At 41.5% G+C, this 19,715-nt stretch carries 21 protein-coding genes; 11 read left to right on the top strand and 10 right to left on the bottom strand.

All coding sequences use genetic code 11. The features are described from left to right. Window positions 1-42 precede the first annotated feature (42 nt). The 5 genes from EW142_RS06480 to EW142_RS06460 are packed head-to-tail and all read left to right on the top strand — an operon-like array spanning window position 43 to window position 5,286. Window positions 43-981 (top strand): ABC transporter ATP-binding protein, encoded by a 939-nt coding sequence (locus tag EW142_RS06480; RefSeq protein WP_130611339.1) that lies wholly within the window; start codon window positions 43-45, stop codon window positions 979-981. Continuing rightward, entirely contained in the window at window positions 974-2,314 is a 1,341-nt protein-coding gene (locus EW142_RS06475) for an ABC transporter permease (RefSeq protein ID WP_130611336.1), read from the top strand. Before EW142_RS06480 ends, EW142_RS06475 begins: the two co-directional genes overlap by 8 nt. Before the next feature lie 6 nt (window positions 2,315-2,320). Then, complete coding sequence (locus tag EW142_RS06470; protein ID WP_130611334.1) at window positions 2,321-3,226, top strand: mechanosensitive ion channel family protein; 906 nt, start codon at window positions 2,321-2,323, stop codon at window positions 3,224-3,226. A 37-nt stretch (window positions 3,227-3,263) separates the two neighbouring features. Next, window positions 3,264-4,112, top strand: a complete 849-nt coding sequence (locus tag EW142_RS06465) for a DUF6268 family outer membrane beta-barrel protein (protein WP_240740169.1) — start codon at window positions 3,264-3,266, stop codon at window positions 4,110-4,112. A 10-nt stretch (window positions 4,113-4,122) separates the two neighbouring features. Next, window positions 4,123-5,286, top strand: coding sequence for a sigma-54-dependent transcriptional regulator (locus EW142_RS06460; protein WP_130611328.1), 1,164 nt, complete (start codon window positions 4,123-4,125; stop codon window positions 5,284-5,286). 4 nt (window positions 5,287-5,290) lie between these two features. Here EW142_RS06460 and EW142_RS06455 read toward each other — a convergent pair whose 3' ends face one another. Beyond that, entirely contained in the window at window positions 5,291-6,004 is a 714-nt protein-coding gene (locus tag EW142_RS06455; protein WP_130611325.1) for a hypothetical protein, read from the bottom strand. A gap of 177 nt (window positions 6,005-6,181) precedes the next feature. On the opposite strand from EW142_RS06455, the gene EW142_RS06450 reads away from it, so the two are divergent. Next, complete coding sequence (locus EW142_RS06450) at window positions 6,182-7,066, top strand: PPK2 family polyphosphate kinase (RefSeq protein WP_130611323.1); 885 nt, start codon at window positions 6,182-6,184, stop codon at window positions 7,064-7,066. Beyond that, entirely contained in the window at window positions 7,063-8,460 is a 1,398-nt protein-coding gene (locus EW142_RS06445; RefSeq protein ID WP_130611320.1) for a M28 family peptidase, read from the top strand. Before EW142_RS06450 ends, EW142_RS06445 begins: the two co-directional genes overlap by 4 nt. Window positions 8,461-8,541: 81 nt before the next feature. Here EW142_RS06445 and EW142_RS06440 read toward each other — a convergent pair whose 3' ends face one another. Together EW142_RS06440 and EW142_RS06435 are read right to left on the bottom strand one after the other, a co-directional pair. After that, window positions 8,542-9,540 carry an alpha/beta hydrolase gene (locus EW142_RS06440; protein WP_130611317.1) on the bottom strand — a complete coding sequence of 333 codons (999 nt, stop codon included), beginning with the start codon at window positions 9,538-9,540 and terminating at the stop codon, window positions 8,542-8,544. Between the two features lie 57 nt (window positions 9,541-9,597). Next, window positions 9,598-10,008, bottom strand: a complete 411-nt coding sequence (locus EW142_RS06435) for a MarR family winged helix-turn-helix transcriptional regulator (protein ID WP_130611314.1) — start codon at window positions 10,006-10,008, stop codon at window positions 9,598-9,600. Window positions 10,009-10,255: 247 nt separating this feature from the next. On the opposite strand from EW142_RS06435, the gene EW142_RS06430 reads away from it, so the two are divergent. After that, on the top strand, window positions 10,256-11,188 hold the full coding sequence (locus EW142_RS06430) for a peptidylprolyl isomerase (RefSeq protein WP_130611311.1): 933 nt from the start codon (window positions 10,256-10,258) through the stop codon (window positions 11,186-11,188). Between the two features lie 485 nt (window positions 11,189-11,673). Here EW142_RS06430 and EW142_RS06425 read toward each other — a convergent pair whose 3' ends face one another. Beyond that, window positions 11,674-11,868, bottom strand: a complete 195-nt coding sequence (locus EW142_RS06425; protein WP_130611308.1) for a cold-shock protein — start codon at window positions 11,866-11,868, stop codon at window positions 11,674-11,676. Window positions 11,869-12,029: 161 nt separating this feature from the next. On the opposite strand from EW142_RS06425, the gene EW142_RS06420 reads away from it, so the two are divergent. Then, window positions 12,030-12,947 carry a helix-turn-helix domain-containing protein gene (locus EW142_RS06420; protein WP_130611305.1) on the top strand — a complete coding sequence of 306 codons (918 nt, stop codon included), beginning with the start codon at window positions 12,030-12,032 and terminating at the stop codon, window positions 12,945-12,947. A gap of 125 nt (window positions 12,948-13,072) precedes the next feature. After that, window positions 13,073-13,840, top strand: a complete 768-nt coding sequence (locus EW142_RS06415) for an SDR family oxidoreductase (protein ID WP_130611302.1) — start codon at window positions 13,073-13,075, stop codon at window positions 13,838-13,840. Between the two features lie 63 nt (window positions 13,841-13,903). Here the strand turns inward: EW142_RS06415 and EW142_RS06410 are convergent, their stop codons facing one another. Further along, window positions 13,904-14,542 (bottom strand): peroxiredoxin, encoded by a 639-nt coding sequence (locus tag EW142_RS06410; protein ID WP_130611299.1) that lies wholly within the window; start codon window positions 14,540-14,542, stop codon window positions 13,904-13,906. A 165-nt stretch (window positions 14,543-14,707) separates the two neighbouring features. Between EW142_RS06410 and EW142_RS06405 the strand changes: the two genes are divergently transcribed. After that, window positions 14,708-15,250, top strand: coding sequence for a YfiT family bacillithiol transferase (locus EW142_RS06405; RefSeq protein WP_130611296.1), 543 nt, complete (start codon window positions 14,708-14,710; stop codon window positions 15,248-15,250). A gap of 1 nt (window position 15,251) precedes the next feature. Here the strand turns inward: EW142_RS06405 and EW142_RS06400 are convergent, their stop codons facing one another. The 5 genes from EW142_RS06400 to EW142_RS06380 all read right to left on the bottom strand — a co-directional run bounded on the left by EW142_RS06400 (window position 15,252) and on the right by EW142_RS06380 (window position 19,675). Next, entirely contained in the window at window positions 15,252-15,773 is a 522-nt protein-coding gene (locus EW142_RS06400; protein ID WP_165395225.1) for a GNAT family N-acetyltransferase, read from the bottom strand. A gap of 5 nt (window positions 15,774-15,778) precedes the next feature. After that, window positions 15,779-16,099, bottom strand: coding sequence for a cupin domain-containing protein (locus EW142_RS06395; protein WP_130611290.1), 321 nt, complete (start codon window positions 16,097-16,099; stop codon window positions 15,779-15,781). A 20-nt stretch (window positions 16,100-16,119) separates the two neighbouring features. Next, entirely contained in the window at window positions 16,120-16,674 is a 555-nt protein-coding gene (locus tag EW142_RS06390; RefSeq protein ID WP_130611287.1) for a thioredoxin family protein, read from the bottom strand. A 20-nt stretch (window positions 16,675-16,694) separates the two neighbouring features. After that, the gene (locus tag EW142_RS06385; protein WP_130611284.1) at window positions 16,695-19,214 is read right to left on the bottom strand and encodes a M14 family zinc carboxypeptidase; all 2,520 of its coding nucleotides are present in this window, start codon (window positions 19,212-19,214) and stop codon (window positions 16,695-16,697) included. 86 nt (window positions 19,215-19,300) lie between these two features. After that, window positions 19,301-19,675: a PUR family DNA/RNA-binding protein gene (locus tag EW142_RS06380; protein WP_130611281.1), complete on the bottom strand. Its 375-nt coding sequence runs from the start codon at window positions 19,673-19,675 to the stop codon at window positions 19,301-19,303. Window positions 19,676-19,715: the final 40 nt, after the last annotated feature.

Raw genomic sequence — 19,715 nt, 5'->3', positions numbered from 1 at the left:
GATAACTTTTTACAAATACATATCTTTGAAAAAATTGTTTGAATGCAAAACATTCTTGTTGCTGATGCAGTTTCCAAATCCTATGGAAATTATCGCGCCTTAGGCAACATATCCCTTGAGATACCAAAGAATAGAATTTATGGATTGCTGGGCCCCAATGGCGCTGGCAAGACCACCTTTATCCGAATCATAAATCAAATTACGTATCCAGATGAAGGTCGGATTTTCTTTGATGGTAATCCACTGTCCCCTGGACATATTTCCTTGATCGGTTACCTGCCAGAAGAACGAGGTCTCTACAAGAGCATGAAGGTAGGGGAGCAGGCCCTATACTTGGCCCAACTTAAGGGGTTGGGAAAGTCCGAAGCCAAAAAAAGATTAAAAGAATGGTTTGACCGTTTCGAAATTGGGGAGTGGTGGGGTAAAAAAGTGCAAGAACTCTCAAAGGGGATGGCACAGAAGATTCAGTTTATTGTGACTGTTCTACATGAACCCAAACTTTTGATTTTTGATGAGCCCTTTAGCGGGTTTGATCCTATAAATGCGAACATCATAAAAGACGAAATCCTCAAACTAAAGGAAAAAGGTACGTCCATCATATTTTCTACTCACCGTATGGAATCTGTTGAAGAATTGTGCGAATATATCGCCTTGATCCATAAGTCAGAAAAAGTACTGGATGGAAAGTTATCCGAAATCAAGAAAGCCTATAAGAACAATGTTTTTGAGGTAAGTATGGAAATGGAGAACGGAGTGCAAAAAGTTTCTGATTTCTTTGATAAAAAGTTGGAGATATTAGCTTCTAATTTTGATCAAGTGGATCGTCGGTACGACCTTAAGGTAAAACTTCCCTCGAATGATACTCGCGGTATCCTAACTGAGTTGACCAAATATGGAAATGTTACGCGCTTTGAGGAGGTGATTCCTTCAGCTAACGATATTTTTATTCAAACCGTAAATGAGAAGGAGGGTAATGGCTAAGCTACGATTGATCATAAGGCGGGAATACTTGGCCAAGGTGAGAAACAAATCGTTCATTGTGATGACCATTTTAAGCCCTATCCTCATCGTGGGAATGATAGTGCTTATAGCTTACCTGACCAAGGTCAATGAAAGTGAAAGTCGAATAATCACGGTGCTGAACGAGAGTACTTTCTTTGGGGATGGCTTTACTTCAACAGATAAGATTTCCTATGTCCAATTTCAAAACCTATCGCTTGAAGAGGCGAAGGACTCAACACAGGCATTGGAGTATTTCGCCTTATTGCACATCCCCAAGGGCGAGCATATTGAAGAGGTGGCTCGTAGCAGCTTCTTGTATGCCAAGGACAATCCCAATACCTCGGTAACGGAACGTTTGGAGCGGGTTTTCGAAAAACAATTGAGGTTGGATAGGCTGGCACAACTTGGGGTTTCAGATGAGCAATTTGAAGATGTTGAAAAACCATACGATATTAATCTTGCCACTTTTGAAGGTGAAAAAAGCATTAAAGGTATCAATGAGTTGAAGGCGATTATCGGTGGTGCCTTTGGTTATGGCATCATGATGTTCATTATTATATATGGTGGATTTGTAATGCGAAGCGTTATCGAAGAAAAGACAAGCCGCATTATTGAGGTGATTATTTCTTCGGTAAAACCCTTTCAATTAATGTTGGGAAAAATTATCGGTACTTCCCTAGCAGGAATCACCCAGTTTATCATCTGGATCATATCGGCCTCATTCCTACTCTTTTTGGTAGTGCTCTTTCTTGACATTGACCCATCCCTTTTTATGAATGCTGGTCAATTGCCCAACGGGGGCATGGCAGAAATGGAACAACTGTCCTTAGCGCCTGACAGTGAGGTATTGTTCTACGCCCAGGAAATCATCAAGATTCCTTGGGGATTGCTCATAATTTCCTTTTTGATCTATTTTGTTTTAGGGTATTTGATCTATAGCTCCATTTATGCGGCTATTGGTGCAGCCGTTGATAATGAAACGGATACCCAACAATTCATTTTTCCGATAATTTTACCTCTGATGTTGGCGATTTATGTGGGATTCTTTTCGGTGTTCAGCAACCCTAATGGACCTATCGCCGTTGGATTTTCATTGTTCCCATTGACTTCGCCTATTGTAATGTTGATGAGACTTCCGGGCGGAATTGGTGAAGGTGGCGTACCTTTGTGGCAGTTTTTGGTTTCAATAATTTTGTTGCTGGGTACTTTTTTGGCCATCGTTTGGTTGGCCTCAAAGATTTACAGGGTAGGTATTTTAATGTATGGAAAGCGGCCTACCTACAAAGAATTGTTTAAATGGTTGCGTTATTAATTCTTCATGCAAGAGGGAACTGAAGAAATAAAAGAAATTATTCAAGAAGACATTTGGGGCTCTATCAAGGATTTTTTGAACCTTGGAATCCATTTGGGTGAAGGTGAAAAATCCATCCACCTGACCATTGGTCTTTTACTCCTATTGATATTCTCCATCGTGGTGACCAAAGTCATAATGAAATGGCTGCGAAGTCTTTTTACCCGTAAGATGGACCAGGAAGATAAGCGAAGGTTTTCCAGTGTCTTCAAGTTTATTAATTATGTGATCTATTTGGCGGTGGTCCTCATCACCTTGAGTGCTGCAGGTATCAATATCACATTGCTCATTACCGCTTCCGCTGCACTATTTGTTGGTCTTGGATTGGCCCTGCAGGAGCTTTTCAAGGATATTTTAGGAGGCATATTTATTATTCTGGACAAATCACTCCAGGTAGGGGATGTGGTGAACATTGAAGGAAGGGTTTGTAAAGTTTTTGAAATTAAGTTAAGGACTACCCGTGCATTGACCCGTGATGATAAGGTCATGGTTATCCCCAACCACAAGTTCATTAGTGATACCGTATTCAACCATACCCAAAACCATAGCACTACCCGAGAAAATGTACAAGTGGGAGTGGCCTATGGCAGTGACGTGGAATTAGTAACCAAAATATTGGAGGAAGCCGCAAGCGAACAAAGACAAGTGCTAAAAGAACCCAAACCTTTTGTGCTGTTTCGGGATTTTGGTGATTCTGCTCTATTGTTTTCGGTACATTTTTTTATTAAGGACAGTTTTGGTGACCTTAAGATAAAGAGTGATATCCGTTATGCCATAAACACTAAATTCAAAGAAAATAACATTACAATCCCATTCCCTCAGCGGGATGTCCATATATTTCAGAATCTAAAACCTCAAAGTAATAAACCGTAGATTTTTTAATAGAGCTCTTTGGATAACCCTATTACTATTGGGATTTTTCAACGACCAATTTCTTTTCGCCCAGAGTTCCGACGTTTTTAGGATTGAGTATTTGAACATTCCTGAAAACGATACAGGAATAAAGACCCAACGATATCGGCTTTTGTTCAACCTCCCCCTTAAACTCAATAAAAAAAAGGATTATTTGGTCACCGGTTTTGAGTACAATCGTTTTGATGTGGGCTATTCCCAAGATTTTCCTTTTGACGAAAGTGAATTGATACGATTTCACGTTGTTGATTTCAATTTAGGCTTCATCACCAAATGGAATGAGAATTGGAATTTTATTGGCATAGTTACCCCCCGGCTTGCCTCTAACTTTACCAATGGGGTAATGGGAGAAGACTTCTTCTTTAATGCTACGGCAACCTTCTGGAAGGAAAAGCCGGATGCGGACAAGCCCTTTCGATTGGTGTTAGGGCTAAGCTATAACAGTACCACGGGACTTCCGATACCCTTACCATTGGTTAGTTATTATAAAAGGTTTCATCCAAAATGGTCCTATACCTTGGGAATCCCTCGGTCCAATTTTAAATTTCATTTGGCAAAAAAGCATACTCTGGAGACCACACTCTTATTGGATGGGTATTTCATCAATGTACAAAACGATATTCTTCTTCCTGATGGGCAGCTTGGCTCCAAAATTTCCCTTTCAGCTTTGGTGGGAGCATTGGGATATCAGTACAATGTGTCAAAACGTATGGCATTCTATGCTTTGGTGGGTAGGTCAATAGAACAGGAAGGAAAGTTGAGAAACAATCGTCGAGGCGATGTTTTTCTGTTGAATGATGAAGCAAATCTTTATATTCGAACTGGTTTCAAGATTGGAATCTTTTAAATAAAAAATTATGTCCAAAATTCTTGTAATAGAAGATGAATCGGCCATTAGGCGCGTCTTGATAAAAATATTGAGTGAAGAAAGCGATACCTATGAGGTATATGAGGCAGAAAATGGCCTGAAGGGTATGGAAGCCATAAAAAAAGAAGACTTTGATTTGGTTCTATGTGATATTAAAATGCCCAAAATGGATGGGGTTGAAGTGTTGGAGGCTGCAAAACAGGTAAAACCTGAGGTGCCCTTCATTATGATATCGGGACATGGAGACTTGGATACAGCGGTTAACACCATGAGGTTAGGGGCCTTTGATTACATCTCCAAACCTCCAGATTTGAATCGCTTACTAACCACTGTACGGAACGCCCTCGATCGCAAGGAGTTGGTTGTGGAAAATAAAATACTGAAGAAAAAGGTCTCCAAAACCTATGAAATGGTTGGGGATAGCAAGGAAATGGAGGTGATCAAGGAGATGATAGAAAAGGTGGCTCCTACCGATGCGCGAGTGCTTATCACCGGGCCCAACGGCACCGGAAAGGAATTGGTTGCCCACTGGCTACACGAAAAAAGTCAGCGATCGGGAGCGCCCTTTATCGAAGTTAACTGTGCTGCAATTCCTTCTGAACTTATTGAGAGCGAACTTTTTGGGCATGTAAAAGGGGCATTTACCTCAGCGGTCAAAGACAGGGCAGGAAAGTTTGAGGCAGCCAACAAGGGCACTATTTTTCTTGATGAAATTGGGGATATGAGCCTGTCAGCACAGGCCAAGGTGTTAAGGGCGTTACAAGAAAATAAGATTTCCAGGGTGGGAACGGATAAAGATATAAAAGTCGACGTTAGGGTACTGGCCGCAACCAATAAGGACCTTAAAAAAGAAATTTCGGAAGGAAGGTTTCGGGAAGACCTTTATCATAGACTTGCGGTAATTTTGATCAAAGTCCCCTCATTGAATGACCGTCGAGATGATATCCCTATGCTTATTGAGCATTTTTCAACGAAAATCGCTGAAGAACAAGGAACGGGGGTGAAAGAATTTTCCAAAAAAGCAGTGGAATTGCTAAAAGGATACGACTGGACCGGAAATGTTCGTGAGCTACGAAACGTTATTGAACGTCTCATCATTTTGGGTGGAACGGAAGTGACCGAGGAAGACGTAAAACTTTTTGCTAGTAAATAGCCCTTTACTGACAATCGCTCAACTCCAAAAGAGCCCTTTTGGTAATGGTCTTTACCCGCTGATGGTAAATCTTCTTTCGTACGGTCAATTCGGTATTCAATAGTGCAACATTTGCGTTGTCGAAAGTGGCTTGAATAAAACGTTTTGCCTCCGCACAATCTACACTACTTACAATATTCGCTATGGAGGTCTCGAATTTTATCAAAGTATTGTGCACCTCTTGTTTCATATCCACCTTTTTCGGATTGATAATGCCACCTTGTGAATCGAGCACTTCTTTAGTATTCATTACCAACATATCATCGCGGTACTGGCCTGAAATGCTAGGGCCGGGACCGTATAATTTAAGTTCAGTAATACCGATCATGGTATTTTCAAGAGCTTTGTTCAATGATTTTTTCGACGATTTTAAGGATTCTGCCCGTGTTGCCTCTATGAGTGAGGTAAGGGTATGGTCCAAACTTTCTATGGCTTCGTAGCATCCACAATCCTCGAAGTTAGACCGGGTTTTTTCAATACTGTTGATGGCCTTGTAAGCATAATATTTGGACAATTCAAAATCTTCCGAAGTAATCGCAGATTCAGTTTGCTTTTTGATGTATTCCAAGTTGGAATTGGCATACTCACAGGCATTAGGTAAGCCCGCGGAGGAAAGCAGCCATAAGCCAATTAGGCCAAGTATAAAGATGATGACAAGAACAGTCTTTCTTGATCGCATAACGCTAGATTTGGGACTTTGCGCCGAGATTTCCTTACTAAGTTACTTTAATAGTGTCCTGAAGTAGAATAAAATCGATAAAAAACGGGCGAATACTACCAAATCATTAAAAACATCGGTAAAATGTCGTTTTGAACCAGATTGGGCGAGACATCAAAAAGCATTATATTCATTCCCATGGAAAAAATCAAAGGTGAAACCTATAAGGTCGACAATCCGTTAAAATTGGCTGATTTAGCGACTTTGGAAGATTTTGGCACTTCTGAAAAGGATTTAAAGAAATTACTGGAAGATATTCGGGAAAAACTGGGAAAATTCCAAGATACCCTGTATGCCCATGGAAAGTATGGGGTTCTGGTATGCCTACAGGGTATGGATACCTCGGGCAAGGATAGTTTGATACGGGAAGTTTTCAAGGATTTTAACGCTAGAGGTGTAGTAGTGCATAGTTTTAAAGTGCCCACAGAACTTGAGTTGAAACACGACTATCTGTGGAGACACTACATTGCCTTGCCTGCACGGGGCAAATTCAGTGTTTTTAATCGCACCCACTACGAAAACGTTTTGGTGACTAAAGTCCATCCCCAATATATCCTATCTGAAAACATCCCCGGCATTGATACCTTATCGGATGTTGATGAGGCATTTTGGGAAAAAAGATACCGCCAGATCAATGATTTTGAAAGACATCTCGTTGAAAACGGAACCATAATCTTTAAGTTTTTCCTTCATTTGTCCAAAGAAGAACAAAGACAGCGTTTATTACGACGTTTACGACTCAAACAAAAGAACTGGAAATTTTCGCCAAGCGACCTCAAGGAACGAAAGCTATGGGACAAATACGTGGAATGCTATGAAGAGGCCATTGGTAAAACTTCCAAACCCCATGCACCTTGGTATGTGGTTCCCGCCGATAATAAAAGAGGTGCCAGGGTAATTGTGGCTTCCATACTTCTAGAGGCGTTAAAAAAATACAAAGATATCGAGGAACCGGAGTTGGACGATGAAATAAAAGCTAATTTAGAAGTTTTCAAACAACAACTGGAAAAAGAAAGCGAATGAAAAAGTTTTTACTTCTTGCCCTATTTGTGACCTCCTCCATCACCTTTTCCCAATCCGAGGATGAAAAACAAATAAAGGCTATTTACGATATGGCGTTGACCAATGGCAAGGCCTATGACTGGTTAAACTATTTGTCCAATCAAATAGGCGGTAGACTTTCTGGTTCGGTACAAGCCCAACAAGCTGTTGAGTACACCCGAAACCAGTTGGATTCGTTGGGCTTGGATAGAGTTTGGCTGCAACCTGTAATGGTTCCGAAATGGGTTAGGGGCACTCCCGAGTTTGCTTACATCGAAACAAAGCCTGGACTTACTACCAATGTTCCTATCTGCGCACTTGGAGGTTCGGTGGCCACTCCAGATGTAGGAATAAAAGCCAATGTGATAGAGGTAAAAGGAATAGAGGATTTGGAGAAACTGGGCAAAGAAAAAATAGAAGGAAAAATAGTATTCTACAACCGCCCCATGGATCCTACGCAGATCAGCACCTTCTCTGCTTACTCCGGTTGTGTCGACCAAAGATATTCAGGTGCCGCGGAAGCAGGTAAATTCGGTGCGGCAGGAGTTATTGTACGCTCGATGAATCTTAGGTTGGACAATCTCCCGCACACAGGATCTATGAGCTATGGAGACACGCCAGTAAACAATCGAATTCCAGCGGCGGCCATCAGCACCAAAGGTGCTGAGCTCTTGAGCACTACCTTGGCCTTAAATCCAGAAATAAAGTTCTATTTCAAACAAAACTGTAAGCAACTGGAGGATGTTCAATCCTATAATGTTGTAGGTGAGATTCGTGGTTCAACCTATCCCAATGAGATTATGGTTGTCGGGGGACATTTGGATTCTTGGGATTTGGGTGACGGTTCCCATGATGATGGTGCCGGCTGCGTGCAAAGTATGGATGTACTCCGATTACTTTGGGAGACAGGATACAAACCGCAGCGTACATTGCGGGTTGTTTTGTTCATGAATGAGGAAAATGGCCTTCGAGGTGGGAATAAGTATGCTGAAATGGCCCGCCAAAGGAACGAAAAGCATGTTTTTGCCTTGGAAAGTGATGCCGGGGGATTCACCCCTAGAGGCTTTTCTTTTGACTGTTCCGAGGAGAATTTTGAGCAAGTTTTAAGTTGGAAAAAGCTTTTTGAACCCTATTTGATTCACATGTTTGTAAAAGGTGGGGGCGGAGCCGATATTGGCCCACTAAAGGATGACAATATAGTTTTGGCGGGACTTCGACCTGATTCCCAACGTTATTTTGACCATCATCATGCCGAGAACGATACTTTCGAACATGTCAACAAAAGAGAACTGGAGCTGGGGGCCGCCACCATGGCAAGCTTGGTTTATCTGATGGATAAATACGGTCCAGTTCCAACGCCAAAAATCAAGGGGTAGCCTAATTTAATAAGAAGAACTACCCCTATCGGCCACAATCAACATGGAGACACTTTCAGAGGTTTTCACTGCAACATACCTTTAAGTAGATTTGAACGATGTTATGGTCTCGGCAATGAGATTGGGATGTTCGGAAGTGGTCATATGCCCACCAGGAAACATTTTTACACGAAGTCCCAGTGGTTCAAGTTCGTATTGAGCTTTGATAACCTGTTTGGGTTCAAATTGATCCTTTTCACTACCTGCTACCATATATTTTATATCGGGATAGGTTTCCTTAAAAATTCGTTTTAAATCCCACCGTTCAGCATTGTGTTGGTGTTCGTCAACAAAACCGGCAGCGTCACTCATAAAAACAGTCCCCTTGTTTTTACCAATTGCAGTATGAAATTCTGATAGCTCTTCCTTTGTGACTCCGTATTCTTTGGACCAGAGGTCTTTCATCATCAAATTGAATGCGAATCTGGAATATTGGGCCATTTTTGCCCCCATCCTGCCAAAAGGGGTTTTTAGCAATGGGGTCGTCATGATTGGATGAGAGTGCGAATCCGCAAACAGTCCGCCATTGATGAACAAAACTTTGGTGATTTTGGTTTCGACTTCAAGTCCATGGCCCTGTCTATCAATTTGCCGGCTCAAAAGCTCTAGGGCGGTTAGAGAGGAAAAGTCGAAGGTTACCAAAACGGTTTGCTTGACTTTGTGGTAACGCCATAGCGCTTCGACCAAATCGGCACGTTCCCTAATGCTATAGTCATAATTGTGAGGTTTGTCAGAGGCGCCCATACCTATGTACTCAACATATAACCTAGGGTCAGTATCCAGCTGACTTAGAAATGGTTCTGTACCCGCCCAGCCAAAGGCTCCGTCGGGAAAGCCCGGCATCATGGTAGTCCATTGGCTTTCTTCATTAGGTTGTGAGTCTCCTACTACCTTGTTCCAAATGTGCAATACACCATTATCCAAGTGGTTTTCTGTAGAATGGGATAGAATTTGACCATGATTTTTTTGGTAGGGAAGCGTTTGCCCTGAAGCAAACCATACGTCAGCCTTAGGTTTTTCGATGTCCATTAAGATGTTCATTGTTTATGTATTATCGATTGTTAATTTGAGTTGCATATACAACTTAAAGTGAAAATTTTATAATTCTGTTATACTTTCTTCAAATTGCTGAAAGGCATTCAATACCTGTACGTTCAACACCTTGTGAATCTTATCCATAGCTTTTTCCCAATGTGGTGCTAGGTCATCCACTTTTCGTTTCCCTTGTTTGGTAAGACTGATAATGGGTCTATTCACAGGACCATGCTTTTTTACATAGTTCGAATCAAGTAAACGAACCAGATTTCTGCTTAAAGAGGATTTTTCAAGATTTAAAAAACGAGCAATTTCATTCTGCTCGGTTTCACCTGTTTTATACAGAGCCATCATAATACTTAATTGATTGGCTGTAACTCCAGAGTGACTTAAATGCTGTCGGTAAATAGCATCAATTTTTCTGGAGGCGCTTCTCAATCTTGACCCGATGCAATCTTGAAATTTATACTTCATAAATAGTTGTATATACAACACAAAGATATCAATTTTTTTGTGATTAGAGAAGATTGGTTGGAATTTCACAAAACTTTAAACCTCTTCGATTCCATTGCAAACTTAAAGATGGGCAGACCCATCCGCATGCCTGCCATCCTCTTTCGTATCGGCCAAAAAAGCTCAGTTTCTTCCATGACAACTCTCAAAAACCCGTAACTTTGCACCTTCTTTTTAAACAAGAATAAATAATCTGATAATCAATAGTATGCAAGAGGGAATTTACGCAAAGTTCAATACCAGTAAAGGGGAAATCGTTGTAAAACTTACCCATGACAAAACTCCAGGAACCGTTGGAAATTTTGTGGCTTTGGCTGAAGGCAATATGGAGAATTCTGCCAAACCACAAGGTAAACCTTACTATGATGGATTAAAATTCCACAGAGTGATTGCCGATTTCATGATTCAAGGGGGTTGTCCCCAGGGAACAGGCACAGGTGACCCAGGATATAAATTTGATGACGAATTCCACCCAGAGCTTCGCCATGATGCTCCAGGGGTACTTTCCATGGCGAATGCCGGACCTGGGACCAATGGCAGCCAATTTTTCATCACGCACGGCCCAACCCCTTGGCTGGATGACAAACACACCGTTTTTGGAAATGTTGAACACGGTCAAGAGGTAGTAGACGCCATTGCACAGGGTGATAGTATTGACACTTTGGAAATTGTTCGTGTTGGGACAGAAGCTGAAAGTTGGAATGCCATTGAAGCCTTTCGCAATTTTGAGGGCGCTCGTGAAAAGCGAATAGCGGAAGCCAAAGCTAGAGCCGAAGCAGAACTTGAAGAATTGGCCGCAGGTTTTGAGAAAACGGAAAGCGGACTTCGATATCAATTAATTCAAAAAGGGAATGGTACACAAGCTGAAAAAGGGAAGACCGTTTCCGTTCATTATGAAGGTAGTTTATCAAACGGTCAGGTCTTTGATTCATCCTACAGCAGAAACCAGCCTATTGACTTTACGTTGGGTGTAGGTCAGGTCATCCCGGGATGGGACGAAGGAATTTCTTTATTGAAGGTAGGAGATAAGGCCCGTTTGGTTATTCCGTCGCATTTAGCTTACGGTAGTGCTGGTGCCGGTGGTGTGATTCCACCCGATGCCACCCTGATTTTTGATGTGGAATTAATGAATGTGAAATAGTCAACGAAAGACTCTAAATAAAGAAAAGGCTTCCCACTGGGAAGCTTTTTTATTTGGACCGATTTACACTGACCAACAACAAGCAAGCGTTGAGGGCTAGTAAAAAAAGAAGGACCATGAAAAAAGTTTGCATCGGTTCTGTGTTTTGTTGTAAAAGGATGAACTGCTTTATCCAATAACAACTCAACGGAGATAAACCCTACTATATTGCCTTATTTACAATGATTTGTCCAGATGTAAGGCAACAAAATTACTTTTTTGCCTGGTTAATGCTCAGAAGCAAGAGTAAGAGGTTAATGGCCAATAAGACCAAAAGAACCACAAAAAATGTGTTCATGATAGTGTTTATTTGATGGTTAAGGGGTACTGCGTTTGTTCAAGTTTTAGATAGAAAAAAACGATTTGGTTGCGTTAGGCCTAAACAAAAAGCAATAAAAAACCCAGACTAAAAGCCTGGGTGTTGTATAAAAAAGTATACTGTTACCTTAATCTATAACTTGTACGTTAACGGCGTTCAATCCTTTTTTACCTTGTTGTAGTTCGAATTCTACAACGTCACCTTCTCTAATTTCGTCAACTAAGCCGGAAATGTGTACGAAGTGATCTGTGTTTGAACCTTCTTCAGTGATGAAGCCGTAGCCTTTTGAATCGTTGAAGAATTTTACTGTTCCTTTACTCATAATAAAAACTAAAAAAATTAATGAGCCGCGAAGGTACGTTTAATTTCTTTGGAAAAGCTTCTTTTCGTCCAAAATGTTAAAAAAAACACTGAAAATCACTCATTTACTTATGTTCATGCTTAGGATTGGTGTGCAAATGGGCTTATTTTGTAGATTTAAAGATGAGCGTAAAATCCTATAATCAATTATCTGAACTCTTCAGAAACGAAGAAGTAGGAAAAACTTTGGACCAAGATTCCGAGTTTACGATTCATAGGCTTGAGCTTGTCCATCCAAAGCCAACAAAGTCACCTACTTTCAGGGCAAATTACTACTCTTTTGTGTTGGTGAAAAAAGGAAGTACAAAGTATTCCATCGACAATCACGTATTTTCCACAAGAGACCGAACCCTATACTTTACAAACCCTGGCCATCTAAAGTCCTTTGATATTTCTGAAGTAACCCATGGTTTTTTGATTACGGTTTCAGAGGCGTACTTAAAAGAGAACATACATGAAAAAGTGTTTGACGATTTTTCTTTTTTACTGACCGAAATTGTGCCCCCCTGCCATTTGGAAGAAACCCGATTTTCCGAATTACACAATCTTGCGGAGCAGATTTTGAGCGAACAAAAAAATGGATCTATCCTAAAACACAAAATCATAAGTTCGCTTTTTATGGTTTTTCTGTTGAAGGTGAAGGAATATCTTTTGGGTGATGCGGACTTTAAGCAAGCCTATGATAGGGATTCGGAAATTGTAAACCAATTTAAGAAAGACCTTGAGTCCAAGTTCAGAAACTTGGTAGCGGATAAAAGTGTTTCCAAGACCATTCCACAGGTTCAGGATTTTGCTGAAGCCCAACATCTTAATCCAAGTTATTTCAGTACGGTCATCAAAACAAAGACCAGCCGTACAGCGAATCAGTGGATACAAGGTAAAATTTGTTCTGAAGCCAAAGCTTTGCTTTCAAACACAAGAGATTCTATCAAGGAAATAGCGTATACCCTGGGCTTCCATGAGGCAACTCATTTTTCCAAATTTTTCAAGAAGTACGAAGGCGTCACTCCAGGTGCATTTCGTAAGGCGAAGAGAGACTAAAAAACCTAGACTGAAGACGGTTCCAAAAAATCTACCCTACATTCTAAAAAATGTGCCTTTATTCACGCATGTCCTGTTTTCATCTTTGTGGTGTTCTTATTTAATAATCTTAAAAACATCATACTATGAAAACTTTATTAGAAAAATTAGCATTGGTAACAGGAAGCAGTAGAGGTTTAGGAAAGGATATGGCCCTTCGCTTAGCTGAAAAAGGAGCGGATGTGATCATTACCTATCAGTCCAATGCATCCGCTGCTCAGGAAACTGTTCAAAAGGTTGAGTCTTTGGGTCAAAAGGCCATTGCTTTGCAGTTGGACACTGGCAAAATTGACACTTTCAACGGTTTCTTTGAGACCCTTAAATCAGAAATGGAAACTGCATTTGGCAAAACCCAATTGGACATTTTGGTAAATAATGCAGGGATTATTCCACAATCATTGGTTGCACAAATGGATGAAGCGACCTTCGATTTGGTCACCAATGTTCAATACAAAGGGGTATTCTTTCTCACCCAAAAAGCGTTGGAATTGATTCCCGAGGGAGGACGAATCATTAATATTTCCACAGGTCTGACCCGTTTTAGTATTCCGGGGCATGCCGCCTATGCCGCGGCCAAAAGCGCTGTGGAGACCTTTACCAAGTACTTGGCGAAAGAATTGGGAGGCAACAAAATCACAGTAAATGTGGTGGCGCCAGGGGCCATGAACACCGATGTGAATCGCGAAGCTTTTGCCCAAAACCAACAACTTTCTGGATTTATTTCTCAAATGACCGCTCTTGGACGAATAGGAGAGTCCGAAGATGTTGGAGGTGTAGTAAGTTTCTTGGCCACAGACGATGCGGCCTGGATCACGGGCCAACGTATAGAGGTTTCTGGAGGAATGTTCTTATAGAACAAGGAATGGTCAAAAGCTCCTTGGGTGTGGACAAAATCGTTCAACCCAAGGAGTTTGCACTTATGCTGTGGGGTCAGGTGTCAAACGTAAGTAAGGCTTGATTTCCTCAACACCTCCCGCGAACATTTCTTTTGCTTCATCGGTCGGAATGGAAGGGCTAACTACTACCTTTTCACCGTGTTCCCAATTCGCTGGGGTCGCCACTTTATGGTATGCGGTCAATTGCAACGAATCGATTACCCGAAGCAACTCGTAAAAATTACGCCCAGTGGAAGCGGGATAAGTCAAAATCAATTTCACCGTTTTATCAGGAGCAATAATGAAGACCGAACGAACCGTTAACGTATCATCGGCATTCGGATGAATCATATCATATAGGTCGGAAACTTTTCGGTCCTCATCCGCGATAATAGGAAAGTTGACCTGGGTGTTTTGTGTTTCGTTGATATCCTTGATCCATTCGTTATGTGATGCGGCTCCGTCAACGCTCAACGCAATCATTTTTACGTTGCGCTTATCGAACTCATCCTTGAACTTGGCTGCAGTGCCCAGCTCTGTTGTGCACACAGGGGTAAAATCAGCGGGATGGGAAAAAAGAATACCCCATCCATCACCTAAATAGTCATAAAAATTTAAGGTTCCTTGGGAGGTTTCTGCCGTGAAATCCGGAGCGGTATCTCCTAATCGAATCGTTGCCATATGTATTGTTTTTTTAGATTGAAACAAAATGTCTTTCACAAAGTTAGTGGATCATCATCCCCAAATAATTTAAGGGAGTTAAAAGTCTATTAAACTTTGCGCAAAAACAATGATTGGCATCATCTCCATGTGTTGGATTCACACCAACTTTAGTACTTTTAGAATATGGAAACACAAGACTTGGAACAACTACGCTATCCCATTGGGAAATATGAGATTCCCGAACCCATTACAGAAAACCATCTAACGGAATGGATAGACATTTTAGAGCATTTGCCCAGCCGCCTGGAGGCCATGGTAACCCCGCTTTCTGAAGGGCAATTGGAAACTCCTTACCGGCCTGAAGGATGGACCGTTAGGCAGTTGGTTCACCATATTTCGGATAGCCATCACCACAGCTATATCCGCTTTAAATGGGCGTTGACCGAAGACAATCCGTTGATCAAACCATATCTGGAAAAGGAATGGTCCAAGCTATTCGATGCAAAAACAGCACCCATTCAAATGTCACTGGATCATTTAAAGGCGGTACACGCTAAATTGGTGCATTTGCTTAAAGGACTTTCAACGGAGGAACTGCAAAGAACGTTTCGGCATCCTGAGGATAACTCACAAAGCACCTTGGCAGAAAATGTAGGGCGTTATGCTTGGCATGGAAGCCATCATTTTGCGCATATTGAAAATTTGATCAAACGGAAGGGTTGGTGACCTAAATTTTCTTGGTCATGATCCACATGGGTCTTTCTTCTTCTTTTGCTCCAGGCAGTGTGAGTAGGGAGGCCCTCTTAATTTCGTAACCATTTTTTTGGTAAAAGTTCAATTGGGCTCCCTTTTGCATGGTATCCAACCAAATTAGGGTTTTGCCTAGTTTTTTAGCATAAACTTCGATTAGGTCAAAAAGTTGTGCCCCATAACCTTTACCCGAATATTCATTTAAGAGATACACTTTTTCCACCAGCAAAGATTTTTCTGCACTGTATTCATCCAATGCTTTATCCCATATCAGTTTAAGGATACCAACGATATCTTCATCTGTTTTCACCAAAAAATTCTCCATATTTGAATCTTTGAGTTCCTCGCTCACAACATCTCTGGTAAAACTTGTCGAAATATAATTGGTGGGATCTTCATTTGGCCAAAGGTGAAGATAATGTTGGCGGTAAGATTTTTCCCCCACTTTAATATAGATATCTACCGAATCTGAAGTGACTGATTCTAGATGTACTTGCACAAGAATTAAGGTTTTTCTCCACCTTCGGGGCCGTAAAAAAGTACCCAGGTGGCAAAATCATCGGTAAAATTTTCAAAACGATGCTCAACACCTGCCGGGACAAACAAAAAATCCCCAGCACTAAAGTTTACCCGTTCAGTACCATTTAAGAATTCGCCTGTACCAGAAATAACAATATAAACCTCGTCTCGAGTATGTGGTTGCTGGAAGTCTACCTTGTCCGGCTTATAGATTTCCAAAAGAAGGGTGCCATGTTCGAATAAATGGATGAAGGGGGATTCTTGACCCGCTAAGGTTTTAAGTGCTTGCTCTGGACTTACTTTCATGGCTCACTTTTGTATTTACCCTATTTCCATTTGATATTACACCCAATGCTTGGCTTTTGATGGGCATCTATATTCTTATCACTTAGAAGCGCCTCCATGGCATTTCTTAAATCTGTGCCCGTGAGGGGAACTCCGTTGCCTGGACGGGAATCGTCCAACTGCCCACGATAAACGAGTTTTAGATCTGCGTCGAACAAATAGAAATCTGGGGTGCAGGCGGCGTCATACGCTTTGGCAACTTCCTGTGTTTCATCGTACAAATACGGGAAGCTATAACCTTCTTCAATGGCTTTTTGTTTCATAAGATGTGGGGCATCCTGTGGATAATTATCGACATCGTTGCTCGAAATGGTAATGAACCCGATACCTTGGGATTGATACTCCCTCCCCAATTTAGAAATCTCCGGGTTCACATGGATTACAAAAGGGCAGTGGTTGCAAATGAACATCACAACCGTGCCTTTATCTCCTTTTGCTGATGAGAGCGACACCATTTTATCTGAAATCGTATCTGGGAGAGAGAAATCAGGGGCCTGGGTGCCCAATGCCAACATGTTGCTTGGTGTTCTTGCCATAGGAAATCAACTTTTGTGTTCTACATAATATCCCCGAAAAAAATCACATTCATCATCAACTTGTTCGTGCCATACCAAAACGCCCTAAAATTGGTGTTATCGGTAAACAGAACCACCCTGCCTTTGCCCATACGTTTTACCTTAAAAGGAACAGTGTTTTTGATGAGTTCCGCATTTTCCTCAGAAATGTAACCGCTTTGCAAAGGATTATTCGTGTATTGAATCGGGTTGTTGTAACTGTCCTTTTCCGGCTCTAAGTAAATATTGGTGTTTCGGAAGAGGGACACCCTGTCATTTTTGTATCCATAGCTTACCGGATGGGAGCGGTCCAATTTGGCCTCGAATATGGCACCACCAGTGACCTGCGCTCCGTTGAAATTGCTCTTTTGGTCAAAGGGAATATTCTTGGCGACCAAAGTGTCTTTTCGCATTTTCAACTTCAACATTTCATTTTTGTTGAACCAATTGGCCGCATTTCTGAATCCGATAACAGTACCGCCGTTTTTGACCCATGTTTTGATTTTTTCACTTTCCTCCTTATTCAAAATATCGCCATTCCATCCACTGGGAACAATAAGATCTGTGTATTTGGATAAATCCACATCATCAAAATAACGGGTATCAATTTTGGTGATTTTCATATCGTATCGCGTATCGAACAAGTGCCAGATTTCACCAGCGTCATAGGATCGAATACCATCCCCAACCAAAATGGCCACCTTTTGTTTTTTAATGGGCTCAAAATCATTACTTCCCAAATCAATACCTTGGGTCAATCCTGTTGAAACCCCGGTTACTTGCACCTTACTTTCTTTAGCCACATCATTTAGAAAGCTGTACAGTTCTCCAGAATCCAATTTCTGATTTTGCACAGGAACCATGATAGTACCGTAGTCGTATTCCTTTCCCTCTAGGGAAAATGGGGTTCTTGCTGTTTTTGCGCGAAGGCCCTTTTCCAAAATTTTGTTCAAAATTCTCGGGGTATAGTACTCGTGCCACTCAAATAGATAGGCATAGTTGCTGCGTTTGTCCACACCACCTGATAGGGTGGGCATTTCAGTGATTGCTGCACCCGCGTTGGTCAATGTATTCAAATTGGCATAATCCAAATTAAAGGATAGAGGGAAGGTCCATGCCGATACATCATAAAATAGACTGTCCTTAAAGGTGGTACGCTTTTCGAACATGGCATTGATCAATCTTGGATTTTTTTGGTTCAGGGGCACAATATAACCGTGTCCCTTTTTGTACGTCTTGCCGCCTATGGTCACATCAGAGGCCAACTCATGGAATTTTATCTTATGGCGATGCAAAATTTCCGCCAAGTGCCAAGCTCTAGCCGCATCCTTGCTATCTCCGAAAATAATCGCTTTTGACTTATTTCTAACTGCCTCATTTCTTAAATCAGCATAATATTGTTTTTGGTAGTCCAAAATTTTGGTTCTCATGTTCTTGGCGGCTTCAATGGTCGAGAGTGCTGTGGTGAACTGGTTTCGAACCGTAAAGGGAAAGGTAAGAATCCCATTTTCGCTCTCCTGAATATGGCCTCGGGAACTTCCCTGCTCGAAAAGGATACCAATACTTCCGTTGACATCGGGGAAAGTGGAACCTTTGCCGTAGTAATAATCATCGTACCGCTCTTCCGAATAATATAACGAACCAATTTTATCCAATGCCTTCGCATGATAGGTTCCAATTTCTTTGGTAAGTTCTTGGTTGATTTTCGGTGTCAAAGGGTGAACTCGTGAAGGTTCTCCCGGCTGGAAGAAAAACGTGGAGTTGGTGCCCATTTCATGGTGGTCGGTCAAAATATTGGGCAACCATTTGTGAAAAGATTCTATTCGTGCCCGGCTTTCCGGTAACTGGACCGGTAACCAATCACGGTTCATATCGAACCAGTAATGATTGGTACGTCCTCCAGGCCAAACTTCATGGTATTCCCTTTCATTGGTATCGGGATTTAAATTTTGGCTACGATGCACATTGGCCCAATAAGCAAAACGCTGAAGACCATCAGGATTAAAACTGGGATCCAAAAGAATGACCATATTGCTCAGCATAGATTCTATTTCAGCACCTTCGGCTGCCGCCAAATAGTAAGCATAGGCCAAGGAGGCATTTGCGCCACTTGCCTCGTTTCCGTGTATGGAAAAACCTTGGTAGACCACAATGGGCATTTGGGAGGTGTCCACACCGGCGTCTCCTTCGGTCATGGAGATATGTTGCTGACGAATAGTCTCAATTCTTTGATGGTTTTGGGGAGTGGTAACGGTGAGCAACAGTATAGGCCTTCCCTCAAAGGTCTTTCCCCTGTTTTCAATGCTAATTCTATCACTGACCCTGGCAAGTTCTTGCATGTAGAAAATCAACTTGTCATGGGTAACGTGCCATTCGCCCACCTCATGACCAATAATATCTACTGGTTTGGGAATATTGGAATCGTAAGTGACATTGTCAGGTAAGTAATACTCCAAGGAGACGTTTTGGGCTGAAACTCCAAAAATGGAAAGCACAGCAATCAGCAAGTACAATGGTTTCATTGATTTCGTTTTGAATTAGTCAATGCTAAAAATAAAAAACGACCTGCGGATAACAGGTCGTTTTATGGTTTTTTTAATGATCTGAACTAGATGTCATCAAAGTCAACATCTGTAAAATTTTCCGTAGTAGAACCATTTTCGCTAAACTTAGGTGGTTCTTCCTTTTTAAAGTCTTTTTGATGTCTTTCAGAGATTACTTCAAGTCCTTTCTCGTCAATGATGTAGTCCATCATTTCCTCCATAATATCTCGGAATGCGGTGAAATCTTCCTTGTACAAATAAATCTTATGTTTTTTGTAATGGAAAGAACCATCATCGTGAGTGAACTTCTTACTTTCAGTTATTGTCAAATAATAATCTCCAGCTTTGGTACTTCTAACATCAAAAAAGTAGGTTCTTCTTCCTGCGCGTAGGACTTTGGAGTGAATTTCTTCCTGATCCATTATTTCTTTCTCGCTCATAGGGTCTTAGGTGTGTGTTTAGTGAAATGCTGAATTATTC

This window comes from Flagellimonas allohymeniacidonis, from assembly GCF_004296335.1.
Classification (GTDB): Bacteria; Bacteroidota; Bacteroidia; order Flavobacteriales; family Flavobacteriaceae; genus Flagellimonas; species Flagellimonas allohymeniacidonis.
The sequence above is the reverse complement of the archived record's forward strand: the minus strand, read 5'-3'. Positions and strand labels throughout refer to the sequence as shown.